General features: G+C 68.3%; 16 protein-coding genes. 9 read left to right on the top strand and 7 right to left on the bottom strand.

Features of this window, described 5'->3' with window-relative positions; genetic code table 11:
* Positions 1-554: helix-turn-helix transcriptional regulator (locus tag VGC18_RS04525; protein WP_331094666.1), on the bottom strand; the 554-nt coding region annotated here is incomplete at its 3' end.
* Positions 555-706: 152 nt separating this feature from the next.
* Between VGC18_RS04525 and VGC18_RS04530 the strand changes: the two genes are divergently transcribed.
* From VGC18_RS04530 to VGC18_RS04550, 5 genes are read left to right on the top strand one after another with little or no spacing between them, the layout of a single operon-like run.
* Positions 707-1,747 carry a zinc-dependent alcohol dehydrogenase family protein gene (locus VGC18_RS04530; protein ID WP_331094668.1) on the top strand — a complete coding sequence of 347 codons (1,041 nt, stop codon included), beginning with the start codon at positions 707-709 and terminating at the stop codon, positions 1,745-1,747.
* Positions 1,744-2,151, top strand: coding sequence for a DUF2255 family protein (locus VGC18_RS04535; protein WP_331094670.1), 408 nt, complete (start codon positions 1,744-1,746; stop codon positions 2,149-2,151). Before VGC18_RS04530 ends, VGC18_RS04535 begins: the two co-directional genes overlap by 4 nt.
* Positions 2,148-3,032, top strand: a complete 885-nt coding sequence (locus VGC18_RS04540; RefSeq protein WP_331094672.1) for an aldo/keto reductase — start codon at positions 2,148-2,150, stop codon at positions 3,030-3,032. The genes VGC18_RS04535 and VGC18_RS04540 overlap by 4 nt, the downstream gene beginning before the upstream one ends.
* Positions 3,033-3,080: 48 nt before the next feature.
* Positions 3,081-4,097, top strand: coding sequence for an aldo/keto reductase (locus tag VGC18_RS04545; RefSeq protein ID WP_331094674.1), 1,017 nt, complete (start codon positions 3,081-3,083; stop codon positions 4,095-4,097).
* A 9-nt stretch (positions 4,098-4,106) separates the two neighbouring features.
* Entirely contained in the window at positions 4,107-4,472 is a 366-nt protein-coding gene (locus VGC18_RS04550) for a DoxX family protein (protein ID WP_331094676.1), read from the top strand.
* 43 nt (positions 4,473-4,515) lie between these two features.
* Here VGC18_RS04550 and VGC18_RS04555 read toward each other — a convergent pair whose 3' ends face one another.
* A complete protein-coding gene (locus tag VGC18_RS04555) occupies positions 4,516-4,941 on the bottom strand; it encodes a VOC family protein (RefSeq protein WP_331094678.1) in 426 nt (141 codons plus the stop codon).
* A gap of 103 nt (positions 4,942-5,044) precedes the next feature.
* Between VGC18_RS04555 and VGC18_RS04560 the strand changes: the two genes are divergently transcribed.
* Both VGC18_RS04560 and VGC18_RS04565 read left to right on the top strand, forming a co-directional pair.
* A complete protein-coding gene (locus VGC18_RS04560; RefSeq protein WP_414672853.1) occupies positions 5,045-6,415 on the top strand; it encodes a magnesium chelatase in 1,371 nt (456 codons plus the stop codon).
* Positions 6,408-8,453 carry a VWA domain-containing protein gene (locus VGC18_RS04565; RefSeq protein ID WP_331094682.1) on the top strand — a complete coding sequence of 682 codons (2,046 nt, stop codon included), beginning with the start codon at positions 6,408-6,410 and terminating at the stop codon, positions 8,451-8,453. The genes VGC18_RS04560 and VGC18_RS04565 overlap by 8 nt, the downstream gene beginning before the upstream one ends.
* A 1-nt stretch (position 8,454) precedes the next feature.
* Here the strand turns inward: VGC18_RS04565 and VGC18_RS04570 are convergent, their stop codons facing one another.
* From VGC18_RS04570 to VGC18_RS04580, 3 genes are read right to left on the bottom strand one after another with little or no spacing between them, the layout of a single operon-like run.
* Positions 8,455-9,225, bottom strand: a complete 771-nt coding sequence (locus VGC18_RS04570; RefSeq protein WP_331094684.1) for an SCO1664 family protein — start codon at positions 9,223-9,225, stop codon at positions 8,455-8,457.
* Positions 9,225-9,770: a DUF3090 domain-containing protein gene (locus tag VGC18_RS04575; RefSeq protein WP_331094686.1), complete on the bottom strand. Its 546-nt coding sequence runs from the start codon at positions 9,768-9,770 to the stop codon at positions 9,225-9,227. Before VGC18_RS04575 ends, VGC18_RS04570 begins: the two co-directional genes overlap by 1 nt.
* Before the next feature lie 9 nt (positions 9,771-9,779).
* Positions 9,780-10,490 (bottom strand): histidine phosphatase family protein, encoded by a 711-nt coding sequence (locus VGC18_RS04580; protein ID WP_331094688.1) that lies wholly within the window; start codon positions 10,488-10,490, stop codon positions 9,780-9,782.
* A 144-nt stretch (positions 10,491-10,634) separates the two neighbouring features.
* Between VGC18_RS04580 and VGC18_RS04585 the strand changes: the two genes are divergently transcribed.
* On the top strand, positions 10,635-11,309 hold the full coding sequence (locus VGC18_RS04585; RefSeq protein WP_331094691.1) for a SatD family protein: 675 nt from the start codon (positions 10,635-10,637) through the stop codon (positions 11,307-11,309).
* Entirely contained in the window at positions 11,309-12,139 is an 831-nt protein-coding gene (locus tag VGC18_RS04590; RefSeq protein WP_331094693.1) for a hypothetical protein, read from the top strand. The genes VGC18_RS04585 and VGC18_RS04590 overlap by 1 nt, the downstream gene beginning before the upstream one ends.
* Before the next feature lie 49 nt (positions 12,140-12,188).
* Here VGC18_RS04590 and VGC18_RS04595 read toward each other — a convergent pair whose 3' ends face one another.
* Both VGC18_RS04595 and VGC18_RS04600 read right to left on the bottom strand, forming a co-directional pair.
* Positions 12,189-12,614 (bottom strand): GNAT family N-acetyltransferase, encoded by a 426-nt coding sequence (locus tag VGC18_RS04595; protein WP_331094695.1) that lies wholly within the window; start codon positions 12,612-12,614, stop codon positions 12,189-12,191.
* Positions 12,615-12,637: 23 nt separating this feature from the next.
* A partial coding sequence (locus VGC18_RS04600) for a dihydroxyacetone kinase subunit DhaK (RefSeq protein WP_331094697.1) occupies positions 12,638-13,130 on the bottom strand: 493 nt, incomplete at its 5' end.

Consider the following 13,130-nt stretch of genomic DNA (forward strand, 5'->3'; position numbering starts at 1 on the left):
AGCATGGCGGCGATGTCATCCGCGGCCTGCTCCCAGTCGGAGAAGAACTCCCTCGACGCGGGGTCGAGGTAGGTGAAGCGCGCGTTGTTGGCCGGCCTGCGGGGATCGGCGAGCATGGGGGCGTAGAGGGCGCGGGCCATCCGATTGCTTCCGAGCATGTCGTGGCGGTCGTTGCGGACCCACGCGGGGGCGTCGGTGATCGCGTCGAGGATCTGCTGCACGGACGGGCGAACCCGCAGGGCGGAGGGTCGACGCGGATGCGCGGGGGAGTCGCTCGCCTTGCGGGCGAGGTCGAACAGATGGTCGTGCTCCGCCTCGTCCAACTGGAGCGCCCGGCTGAGCGCCTCGAGAACGGTGTCCGACGCTCCGGCGAGGCTGCCGCGCTCCATGCGGACGTAGTAGTCGACGCTGATACCCGCGAGCATGGCGACCTCCTCGCGCCGCAGCCCCTTCACCCGGCGGTTGCCACCGTAGGCGGGGAGCCCCGCCTGCTCGGGCGTCAGGCGTGAGCGGCGCGAGGTGAGGAACTCGCGGACATCCTCGGTCTGGGTCATCCTCCGACGCTACGCCAGCGGCGCGCCCGCAGGGAGGCACTGGCGTTACCCGGAACATCCGTCACTGCCAGGAGGGTCGCCGACCCGGTTGAATGGAGACGTGGCCGTCCGGGAAACCGGGCGGTTCATCTGCACAGCGACGAAAGGACACCATGAGGGCCACCTTCATCTACGGAGCCGGCGACGTCCGCGTCCAGGATGCGCCGGACCCGACGCTCCGGCATCCGACCGATGCGATCGTGCGGGTCACCCGCTCCTGCATCTGCGGCTCCGACCTCCACCCCTACCGCACCCTGCCCGCGAGGCCGACGGGCAAGACCATCGGCCACGAGTTCATCGGCGTGGTCGAGGAGGTCGGGAGCGAGGTGACGACGGTCACGAAGGGCGACTTCGTCATCGCGCCGTTCGCGGTCTCCGACGGCACCTGCGAGTTCTGCCGGGAAGGCCTGCAGACCGCCTGCGAACACGGCGGATTCTGGAACGACACCGCCCTTGGCACGGCCGGTGGACAGGCGGAGGCGGTCCGGGTGCCCTTCGCGGATGGCACGCTCGTCGTGGTCCCCGGCTCCGTCGACGAGGCCCTCTATCCCGGCCTGCTGACGCTGTCGGATGTCTACGGCACGGGTTGGCATGCCGCCGTGTGCGCCGGGGTGACCGCCGGTGACACCGTCGTGGTGATCGGCGACGGCGCCGTCGGCCTGCTCGCCGTGCTCTCGGCCAAGCAGCTGGGCGCCGAGCGGATCATCCTCATGGGGCGCCACCCGGTGCGGACCGACCTCGGGCGCGAGTTCGGGGCGACCGATGTCGTCGCCGAGCGCGGTGAGGAGGGCATCTCCGCGGTGCTCGAGCTCACCGGCGGACGCGGCGCGCCCAGGGTGCTCGAGGCCGTCGGCCATCTGCCCGCCTACGAGCAGGCGGTCGGCATCGTGCGTCCGGGCGGTGTGATCTCGCGGGTCGGCGTGCCGCAGTACCGGGAGGGACCGATCGGGTGGTCGCTGTTCGGCAAGAACGCCACGCTGACGGGCGGCCCCGCCCCCGTGCGCGCCTACATCGAGCGGCTCTTGCCCGCTGTGCTCGACGGCTCCGTGCAACCGGGCAGGGTCTTCGATCGCGAGCTCGGTCTCGAGGAGGTTCCGGACGGCTATCGCGCGATGGACGAGCGGACCGCGCTGAAGGTCATGGTGCGGCCATGACCGACTGGACCGAATCCGAGCTCGAACGCATCGGCGCGGCCGACGAGCTGCGCATCGCCTCCCGCCGTGCGGACGGCACTCTCCGCCCCTACGTCATCATCTGGGCGGTCCGTGCCGGAGACGACGTCTTCGTCCGTTCCGCCTACGGTCCGGAGAACCCCTGGTTCGTGCGAGCCAAGCGCGCGGGGACCGGGCGCATCCAGGCCGGCGGTGTCGAGCGCGATGTCGTCTTCTCGGAGGTCGGAGCCGCCGACCAGGACGCCATCGACGCGGCCTACCACAGCAAATACGACCGGTACGGGGAGCGCATCGTCGGCTCCGTCGTCGGCGAGAGGGCGCACGCGCTCACGCTGCGCCTGAGCCCGGTCGATCGATCCAACAATTCAACTCGAGGAGAGTCATGACCATCACCATCACCCTGAACAACGGCATCACGATGCCGGCGCTCGGCTTCGGTGTCTTCCAGAGCGCTCCCGAGGAGACCACCGCGGCGGTCGAGGCCGCACTCACGACCGGTTATCGGCACATCGACACGGCCGCCGCCTACTTCAACGAGCGCGAGGTCGGCGAGGGCCTGCGTCGCGCCGGCATCGACCGCGCCGAGGTGTTCCTGGAGACGAAGGTCTGGGTGAGCGACTACGGCTACGACGAGACCCTGCACGCCTTCGAGAAGGCGGTGGGCAAGCTCGGCGTCGACCAGCTCGACCTGCTCATCCTGCATCAGCCGGCGCCGGATCGGTTCGAGAAGACCATCGCCGCGTACACGGCGCTCGAGACCCTGCTCGCGGACGGGAGGGTGCGCTCCATCGGCGTCAGCAACTTCATGCCCCACCACCTGGCCGAGCTGCTCGAGCGGACCACCGTGGTGCCGGCCGTCAATCAGGTCGAGCTGCACCCCTACTTCACCCAGCCGGCGGTGCAGGCGGCGGATGCCGAGCACGGCATCCTGACTCAGGCCTGGTCGCCGATCGGCGGCATCACCTTCTATCCCGGGTTCGGCGACGAGCGCAGGAGTGTCATGGACGATCCGACCCTTCGATCGATCGCCGAGGACCACGGCAAGACGGCGGCGCAGATCATGCTGCGCTGGCACCTTCAGGAGGGGCGCTCGGCGATCCCCAAGTCGACGAACCCGCAGCGCATCGCCGAGAACTTCGACGTGTTCGACTTCGAGCTCGGCGCCGACGAGCTCGTCCGCATCGACGGCCTCGACACCGGTGTCCGCAACGGCCCGGATCCGGATGTCCCGCGCGACTTCTTCTCCCGGGAGATTCCCGAGGCCTGAACGCCGCGGCCCCCGCACTCGCTCACGATCCCAGACAAGGAACCAACGATGGACTATCGATATCTCGGACGCACCGGCGTCCAGGTCAGCCCGCTGTGCCTCGGCGCGATGATGTTCGGCCCGTGGGGCAACGACGACAGGTCGGACTCGATCCGCGTCATCCATCGCGCCATCGACGCCGGCATCAACTTCGTCGACACGGCCGACGTCTACTCCGGCGGTGTCTCGGAGGAGATCGTCGGCGAGGCGCTCGAGGGGCGCAGGGACGACGTCTTCCTCGCCACGAAGTTCTTCATGCCGATGGACGACGACCCGAATCACCGGGGCGGCTCACGTCGCTGGATCATGCGGGAGGTGGAGAACTCGCTGCGCCGGCTGCGCACCGACCACATCGACCTCTACCAGGTCCACCGTCCCAGCCCGGACACGGATGTCGAGGAGACGCTCGGTGCGCTCACCGATCTGGTCAGGCAGGGCAAGGTCCGCTACATCGGCTCGTCCTCCTATTCGGGGTCGCAGATCGTCGAGGCGCAGTGGGCGTCGCGCGAGCGCCGTCTGGAACGGTTCGTCACCGAGCAGCCGCCGTATTCGATCCTGGTGCGCGGCATCGAAGAGGACGTGCTCCCGACGACGCGGCGGTTCGGGATGGGGACCCTCACCTACAGCCCGCTCGCCGGCGGCTGGCTCTCCGGCCGGTGGCGAAGGGATGCCGCGTCCGCCCCCGCCTCGAGTGCCCGGCCGGGCGCGCGGTTCGACATGACCAGCCCGGCGAACCAGCGCAAGCTCGACGTGGTCGAGGAGCTCGCGCAGCTCGCCGAGCAGTCGGGGATGAGCCTCATCGAGCTGGCGATCGCTTTTGTCATCGGCCATCCCGGTGTCACCTCGGCGATCGTCGGTCCGCGCACCATGGAGCAGCTCGAGTCCTACCTTCCCGCCGCGGAGGTCACCCTGTCCGCCGACATCCTCGATCGCATCGACGAGCTCGTGGCACCCGGTGTGACCATCAACCCGGCCGACAACAGCTACGGTCAACACGAGCTCACCCCGGCCGCCCGGCGCCGATAGGATCACCACATGGTCATCGCCTATTGGATCCTCGCCGGGCTGCTCGCCGTGTTCTACCTGTACTCCGGCGGGATGAAGGTCGTGCGCTCGAAAGCGGCACTGCAGCCCATGATGGCCTGGGTCGAGACCATGCCGATGGGCTTCGTGCGGACGGTGGGAATCCTGGAGGTGCTTGGGGCGATCGGCCTGATCCTCCCGCCGCTGATCGGAATCCTGCCGCCCCTCGCCCTCGCTGCGGCGATCGGGCTGCTGCTGGTGCAGATCGGGGCGATCGTCGTGCACCTGCGCCGGGGCGAGACGAGAATCATCGAGATGAACGTTGTCCTGCTCGTCGCGGCCGCCGTCCTGATCTGGCTCGCGACGGTCTGGCTCTAGCGCCGGTCGATCGGGCGCCCCATCGGCTCGAGCGGGGCCCGCCTTAGGCGTCTGAGGATCCGACGGCCGCCGGTATCTCCTGCAAGGCCCACGAGTTGCCGTCCGGATCGGCGAAGTGGGCGTATTTCACCCCGCCGAGATTGGCGATCTCGCTCACGGCGAGCCCTGCCTGCACCAGCGACCGCCTGACCTCGTCGACGTCGTCGACCACAAGATGAAGACCCCTGACGGATCCAGGCCCGCTGTCGGGATCGGTGATGCCCACCCCGAACACTATCGAGCACGCCGAGCCGGGCGGAGTGAGCTGGACGACCCTCATGCCGCCCCCGGGTCGTACGTCGTGGTCGAGGTGGAACCCGGCCAGATCCCGGTAGAACGCGATGCTCCGATCGACATCCGACACCGGCAGCGGCACCAGCTCGAGTCTCATGGTGAAGTTCGGCATGGCGCCTTCCCGATCGAGGGACATCGATGGTCACACGCTACCCGGTTGTGAAAACGCCGTGGGGTTGGTCGGACCGTACCTGCCGGCCGACGCCGGGGGTAGCGTTGCTGTGGTGAATCGTCCAACCATGGCAACGGTCGGCGAGCTCCGGTCATCGGGGCACATCCAGAAGACCTTGCGCACCGAGATCCGTGACAACCTCCTGTCCGCCCTCCGCGCGGGCCGCGACCCCTGGCCGGGTCTGCACGGCTTCGAGTTCACCGTCATCCCGCAGCTGGAACGCGCCCTCATCGCCGGGCACGACATCGTCCTGCTCGGCGAGCGTGGACAGGGCAAGACCAGGCTGCTGCGCACCCTGGCCGGTCTGCTGGACGAGTGGTCCCCGGTCATCGAGGGGTCCGAGCTCGGCGAGCATCCTTTTGAGCCCATCACCGCGGCGAGCAGGCGGCGCGCGGAGCAGCTGGGAGACGACCTGCCGATCCTCTGGCGACACCGCGACGAGAGATACTTCGAGAAGCTCGCCACCCCCGATACGAGCGTCGCCGACCTGATCGGCGACGTCGATCCCATGAAGGTCGCGGAGAGTCGCAGTCTCGGGGATCCGGAGACGATCCACTTTGGTCTCATCCCGCGCAGTCATCGCGGCATCGTCGCGATCAACGAGCTTCCCGACCTCGCCGAGCGCATCCAGGTGGCGATGCTCAACGTCATGGAGGAGCGCGACATCCAGATTCGCGGCTACGTGCTTCGGCTTCCGCTGGACGTGCTCGTCGTGGCCAGCGCCAACCCGGAGGACTACACCAATCGCGGCAGGATCATCACCCCGCTGAAGGACCGTTTCGGTGCCGAGATCCGCACCCACTACCCGACGGAGCTGTCCGACGAGGTCGCCGTGATCCGTCAGGAGGCCGAGCTGGTCGCCGAGGTGCCCGACCATCTCGTCGAGATTCTGGCCCGCTTCACCCGGGGCCTGCGGGAGTCCAGCGCCGTCGACCAGCGCAGCGGTGTGAGCGCGCGCTTCGCGATCGCCGGTGCAGAGACCATCGCGGCCGCCGCGTTGCACCGGGCGGCGCGCCAGGGCGAGGAGGAGGCCGTGGCCCGGCCGATCGACCTGGAGACGGCGGTCGACGTGCTCGGCGGCAAGATCGAGTTCGAGTCCGGCGAGGAGGGTCGCGAAGACGAGATCCTCGACCACCTGCTCCGCACCGCCACCGCCGAGACGGCCAGGGCTCACTTCCGGGGGCTGGACTTCACCGTCCTCGTCGACGCGCTCGAGAGCGGGATCATGGTGACGACCGGCGAGCAGATCGCCGCTCGCGACTTCCTGGCCGGCCTGCCGTCCCTCGGCGAGTCACCGCTGTACGACGACATCTGCGAGCGGCTGGATGCAACGAGCATCGGCGAACGGGCCGGAGCGATCGAGCTGGCCCTCGAGGGCCTGTACCTGGCCAGGAGGGTCAGCAAGGAGAGCGGCGGGGGAGAGGCCATCTATGGCTAGGACCAATCGGCGCCTCACCCGCGACTCGCGCTACACGAAGTACGCGGGAGGCCCGGATCCGCTCGCCCCTCCGATCGACCTGCGGGAGGCCCTGGAGACCATTGGCGAGGACGTGATGGGCGGCTCCTCTCCCCAGCACGCCCTGCGCGAGTTCCTCCGCCGGGGAGGTCGCGATCGCCCCGGCCTGGACGACCTGGCGCGCCGGGTCGCCGAACGTCGGCGCGAGCTGTCCAGGAAACACAATCTCGACGGCACTCTCCAGCAGATCCGGGAGCTGCTCGATAGCGCCGTGCTCGAGGAGCGCAAACAGCTCGCCAGGGACACCGAGATGGACGACGGCGATCGGGCCCTGGCCGAGCTCCAGCTCGACAGCCTGCCCTCGTCGGTTGCCGCGGCGGTCAGCGAGTTGAGCGACTATCGCTGGCAGAGCCCGAAGGCCCGTGAGGACTTCGCGAAGATCAAGGATCTTCTCGGGGCCGAGATGCTGGAGCAGCGCTTCGCCGGCATGAAGCAGGCCCTCGAGAATGCCACGGATGCCGACCGAGCCGCGGTCAACACCATGCTGGACGACCTCAACGAGCTGCTCGATGCCCATCGACGCGGGGAGGACACCCAGGAGCAGTTCGACGACTTCATGGCGAAGCACGGTGACTTCTTTCCCGAGAATCCCCGGACGATCGACGAGCTCCTCGACACGCTGGCGTCGCGTGCCGCGGCCGCCCAGCGGATGCGCAACTCGATGACCCAGGAGCAGCGCGACGAGCTCGACGCGCTTGCCCAGCAGGCGTTCGGCACGCCGGACCTGATGAGCTCGCTCGCCCGCCTGGACGGCACCCTTCGCTCGCTGCGTCCCGGCGAGAACTGGGGCGGCGCGGAGCGGATGGACGGCGAGGAGGGCCTCGGTCTCGGGGACGGCACCGGGGTGTTTCAGGACCTCGCCGATCTCGACGAACTGGCAGAGCAGCTCGCGCAATCACACAACGGCTCCCGGCTGGACGATCTCGACCTCGACAAGCTCACCCGCCAGCTCGGCGATGCCGCTGCGGTCGACGCCCGTGCTCTTCAGCAACTGGAGAGGGCGCTGCGCGACTCCGGGACGATGAAGCGCGGATCGGACGGGCTGCTCAGACTCACCCCGAAGGCCATGCGTCAGCTGGGCAAGACTCTGCTGCGCGACATCGCCGAGACGATGTCGGGCAGGCAGGGTGACCGCGACCTCCGCCAGGCGGGTGCCGCGGGCGAGCGATCGGGCGCGAGCCGCGAGTGGGCCTTCGGCGACACCGAACCGTGGGACGTGACCCGCACCATCACCAACGCCATCACCCGCACGGCCGGCGAGGGCGGGCCGACGGGCGACGGGGTCCGGATCGAGATCGGGGACGTCGAGGTGCAGGAGACGGAGGCGCGCACCCAGGCGTGCGTCGCATTGCTCGTTGACACGTCGTTCTCGATGGCCATGGACGGACGCTGGGTGCCGATGAAGCGGACGGCGCTGGCCCTGCACACCCTGATCACCAGTCGCTTCCGCGGCGACGACCTGCAGCTCATCGGTTTCGGTCGTACGGCGTCGGTCATGGAGATCGATGAGCTCGTCGGCCTCGACGCCATCTGGGACAAGGGGACCAACCTGCACCACGCGCTGCTGTTGGCCAACCGCCACTTCCGCAAGCATCCGAACGCGCAGCCGGTGCTGCTCATCGTCACCGACGGTGAGCCCACCTCCCACCTGGAGCCGGACGGCGAGGTCTACTTCAGCTATCCGCCCGACTCGCTGACCGTGGCACACGCCGTCCGCGAGCTCGACGCATCGATGCGTCTGGGGGCACACACGACCTTCTTCCGCCTCGGGGAGGACCCGGGTCTTGCCCGATTCATCGAGACCATGGCCAGGCGAGTGGGCGGGACCGTGGTGTCGCCGGAGGCGGACGACCTGGGCGCGGCCGTCGTGAGTTCCTATCTCGGCGCACGGCGAGGCGGCGGTGCGGGCCCGACGGGCGGAGACTTCGACGGCATGTTCGGCCGCGGCTGGGGCTTCTGAGTCAGAACAGCGGCCAGGGCACCGCGGGCATCGGACCGCGCGGGGCGGGGAACCGGCCCTCCGACCGCAGCCGCTCGCAGCGTTCGGCCAGGGCCTCGATCTCTGGGCCGCTGAGCAGGGCCGCCAGCCTCCGGCCGAGGTCGCCGGCGAGGCGGGCACCGAACCGTTCGAGGCCGTCGAGCTCGTCGGCGTTGAGCTCCTCGCCCAGCCAGCCCCACAACACCGTCCGCAGCTTGTGCTCCACATGAAAGGTGAGCCCGTGGTCGACCCCGTGGCGGTGACCGTCCGTCATCTCCAGGATGTGGGCGCCCTTGCGGTCGGCATTGTTCACGACGACGTCGAACACGGCCATCCTTCGCAGCGCGAGGGAGTCCTCGTGGATGAGCGTCACCGGCCGGTCGAGCTCGTCACTGCCGTCGAAGACCCGGCACCAGCCGTTCTCCGGCACCGCGTCGGCCGGGACGAGGTCGACGGCGTCCTGGTCGGGGTCCGGCTCCCGCCACAGTTGCACCATTCCCGGGCCCAACGGGCCGTCCCGCAGCCAGGTTCGCGGAACAATGTTCCAGCCGAACGATTCCGAGACCAGGTAGGCGGCGACCTCCCGATCGGCGAGGTCGCCATCGGGGAAGTCCCAGAGCGGGCGTTCGCCGGCCGCCGGTTTGTAGACGACGGGGACCTCGTCGATCCTGCCGAGGAAGGTCGCGTTCGAGGCCGTGGTGATCCGAGCCGTGAGCTCCAGTTCCGCGCTGTCGAGGTCGGCCCCGGCGACCATCAGAAGCTGTCCAACCCCGCACAGTCGTGGCCGTCCGGATCCATGGGCTGGCCGCAGAGTGGGCAGATCCGCCGTCCGGCCCCGACGATCTCGAGGGTGCGCTTGGCGAACGCGCGAGCCGTGCCCACCGGGATCCGGACCAGGAGGACCTCGTCCGGCTCCGACTCGAGCGGTTCGAATTCCTCGACCTCGTCCACGAGCGGGTAGACCTCGATCACGACCTGTGCCGTCGTGGGGTCCCAGCCGAGGGTCATCGCGCCCGTTCGGAAGCGCTCCTCGACCGGCAGTTCCAGCGGATCGTTGTCGACGAGCTCGACGGGGGTCTCGGTCGGGATGGTGACCGGATTGTCTTCGCTCGCCATCAGCTCGTCGAGGATCTCATCGACCTTCTCGCCGAGCAGAGCGGATTGCTCCTTCTCGAGGGCGACGCTGACGAGCCGGTCTCCCGCGCGCACCTGCAGGTAGAAGGTGCGGGATCCCGGCCGCCCGACGGTGCCGACGACGACTCGGTCGGGCCAGGCGAACTCGTGGACGATTGTGGGCATAGGGATATTTTAGGAGCCGGACGCCTCAGACGGTCCGGGTCCCGCCCCGCCGCCCACCGGTGCATCATCGGTCGCGGCCGGTGCCGCGCGGAGCCAGGAGAGGTCGCCCGATCCGCTGTTGGTGGCGAGCATCTCGGGGCGACTGGCGCCATAGCGCACGATCGAGACCGACGCGGGGCCGACGCTGATGCGCTGGAACAGGTCGAGATGCATCCCGAGCGCATCGGCCAGGATGGACTTGATGATGTCGCCGTGGCTCACCGCCGCCCAGACGGCACCCGGGCCGTGCTCCGCCTCGAACCTCGCGTCGTGGCGGCGGATCGCGGCGACGGACCTGGCCTGCATCGCCGCCAGGGACTCGCCACCGGGGAAGACCGCGGCAGACGGCTGTGTCTGGACGACGGACCACAGATCCTCGGTGGCCAGCTCGCTGAGGGTGCGGCCCTGCCACTGTCCGTAGTCGCATTCGGTGATGTCCTTCTCGATGGGCCGTGCCAGCGCGCCGGCCTGCTGCTCGAGGATCATCCGCGCCGTCTGCCTGCAGCGCTCCAGCGGGCTGGAGACGACCCCGACCAGTGGCACGACGGACAGACGCTCGGCCACCCGGGCCGCCTGTCCGCGGCCGACGTCGTCGAGCCTGACCCCGGCACTGCGTCCGGCCAGCAGGCCGTCGGCGTTCGCGATGGTACGTCCGTGCCGCACGAGGATGACCGTTGCCATGCTCCCAGCCTAGACATCGGTGGCAACGCCGCTCACTCTTGCTGCTGCCGTTCGATCAGCATAGCTCCATAAGCTATGCACTTATAACTGTTACAAATAAGCCCATGGCTCATATTGTGGCGCTATAAGTTGTAGCCTTATTCCATGCTCCCTTCAGCGTCCCCCGTGCCGGTCATTGTCGATCTGGTGCATTCACGACGGATCGTGGCGAGGTCGGCCATGCAGGTGCAGATTGAAGAGACATTTCGTTTTGTGAACGAGCGCGTTCCAGCCAGTCAGCCCATCCGGCCTACGATCGGCGACGAATTGCAGGGCGTTTTTGGAACAGTGGCAGCGGCCCTCGAGGCGACGATGCTCGCTCGTCTTGCGTTGCCGACCTCAATCGACTGCCGGTTCGGTATCGGTCGGGGCGCGATCGAGACGGTGGGGGAGGGCATGAGCGGCCACCTCCAGGACGGGCCGGGATGGTGGCTCGCTCGCGAGGCCATCGACGAAGCCCATTCCCGTGAGAACGGGCGAAACCCGACGCTGCGAAGTTGGTTTCGAGCGCAATCGGACGAGAACGCAGCATCCGGCGGTCGCACCGTGCTCTGGGAAGAATCGCTGGTGAACGCATACCTGCTGACCCGCGATCACATCATCAGCGCGATGAATGATCGAGCGCGGCGTGTCACACTCGGAATCGCGCTCGGTCGGTCGCAGAGGGAGCTTGCGTCCGATGAGAATGTCTCCCAATCGGCCATCTCTCAGACGATGCGAAAATCGGGAGGTTCGTCGCTGCTGTCGTCGCTCGACACCCTCAAAAGAGGCGCCCTCTGATGCTGTCCGCACTGCTTCTTCTTCTCATCGGTTCCGCCGACATCGTGCGTCAGCGCCGTGCCGCCGTCACCGCGGGGATCGGCATCGCCATCATCTGGATGGCTGTGACGTTTATCGGCTGGTTTGGCTGTGGAGTGCCGCTCTGGGCGACGATCATTCCGGTCGTGATGGCCGCCGGATGGCTGGCCACCACCACCTCGCGTGAGCACGTCAGGCGACCGGCGGGTCTGTGGCCGGTCGCCGGGTTGGCCGGGTCCCTTGTTCTTCTCCTCGCGTTCGACCACACCGGCATCTCGACATCCGGTTTTGTGGTCGATTGGCATGCCGATGCGCCGATAGGGCTCCTGCGTGCGACGCAGTTGCCCACGCTGGCGCTCGCTCTGGCGACATTTGTCTTTCTCACCGAGAGCAGCAATGTGATCGTCCGAGCAGCATTGCACCCTCGCGTCGAACCCGTGCAGGCACCTGGTTTTCAGGCCGACGACATCGGACGACCGCGGATGCGGATGCGGTGGCGACAACGAACGGTGGGATCCGAGAAAGCGCGTCCTGTGGCGACGAGCACGACGGATCTTTCGAGCGCCGATCTCCGGGGCGGCCGTCTCATCGGTCCGCTCGAACGACTGCTGATCGTTGCGCTGACGCTTTCCGGCGCCTATGCCATCGTCGCCGCCATCATTGCGGCAAAGGGGATCGTCCGGTTCCCGGAGATCTCGCGCGATGGACTGTCGGGGTCGAAGGCGGAGTACTTCCTCGTAGGCAGCCTGGTGAGTTGGACCGTCGCCGTCGTCGCGGCCGGTTTGCTCTGGCTGTCTGTTCAGGGCTTCTGAGCGGCCTGTAGCGACCACTCTGCAGCGGACCGGATTGCGGGCTCCCGGTTCAGCCGATCCGCAGAAATGCCCTCAGCGGCCCGCCCGGCAGGTCGGCGCCCTCAACGAATCCCAGGGACTGATAGAAGGCTCGCTGCCTGGCCTCGTCGTCGGTCATGAGAACGATCTGCCGCAGCGTGCCGAATCGAGTGAGGACCTCGGCCACCAGCGCGCGCCCGATGCCGGTGCGCTGGACATCCGGTCGCACCAGCAGGTCCTGGACGTAACAGATGGTCGTGTCATCTGAAACGGCGCGGACGAGGCCGAGAAGCCTCCCATCCTCTTCCCGAGCCGTGGCGACGAAGGACGAGCGGGAGATCGCCCTCATGAGCAGAGCGGCGTCGCGGGTATATGCCGTCCATCCGACGGACTCGTAGAGGGAGACCACGTCGCCTTCGACCACGGCGGCGCCAGTGTCGATCACGAAACTGGGCATGCGGCGACACGAGCAGCGCTCCGTTAGAAGATGCGGTTGCCGATCTCGGCGGGGGCGGCGAGCAGCCGTTCGATCTCGTCGTCGAGTCTGACCAGGGTGATGGATGCGCCGGCCATGTCGAGCGAGGTGCAGTACTCGCCGACGTAGCTGCGGCCAACGGTGATGCCCTGGGCGGCGAGCTTCTCGTGGGCGATCCCGTAGAGGAGATAGAGCTCGCTGATCGGCGTGCCACCGAGGCCGTTGACCATGAGCGCGACCCTGTCTCCGCTCTGGAACGGCAGATCGGCCACCACCGGGTTCAGCAGCTCGTCGACCAGGTCGTTCGCCGGCGCCATCTTCGCGCGCCGCCGTCCCGGCTCGCCGTGGATGCCGACACCGATCTCGATCTCGTCGTCGCCGAGCTCGAACAGCGGCGACCCCTTCGCCGGCGGGATGCAGGCGGTGAGCGCGAGCCCCATGGTGCGGGTGACCGAGTTCACCTTCTCGCCGATGCGGACGACCTCGTCGAGGTCGGCG

This window comes from Lacisediminihabitans sp., from assembly GCF_036404185.1.
In the GTDB taxonomy this organism is placed as follows: Bacteria; Actinomycetota; Actinomycetes; order Actinomycetales; family Microbacteriaceae; genus Lacisediminihabitans.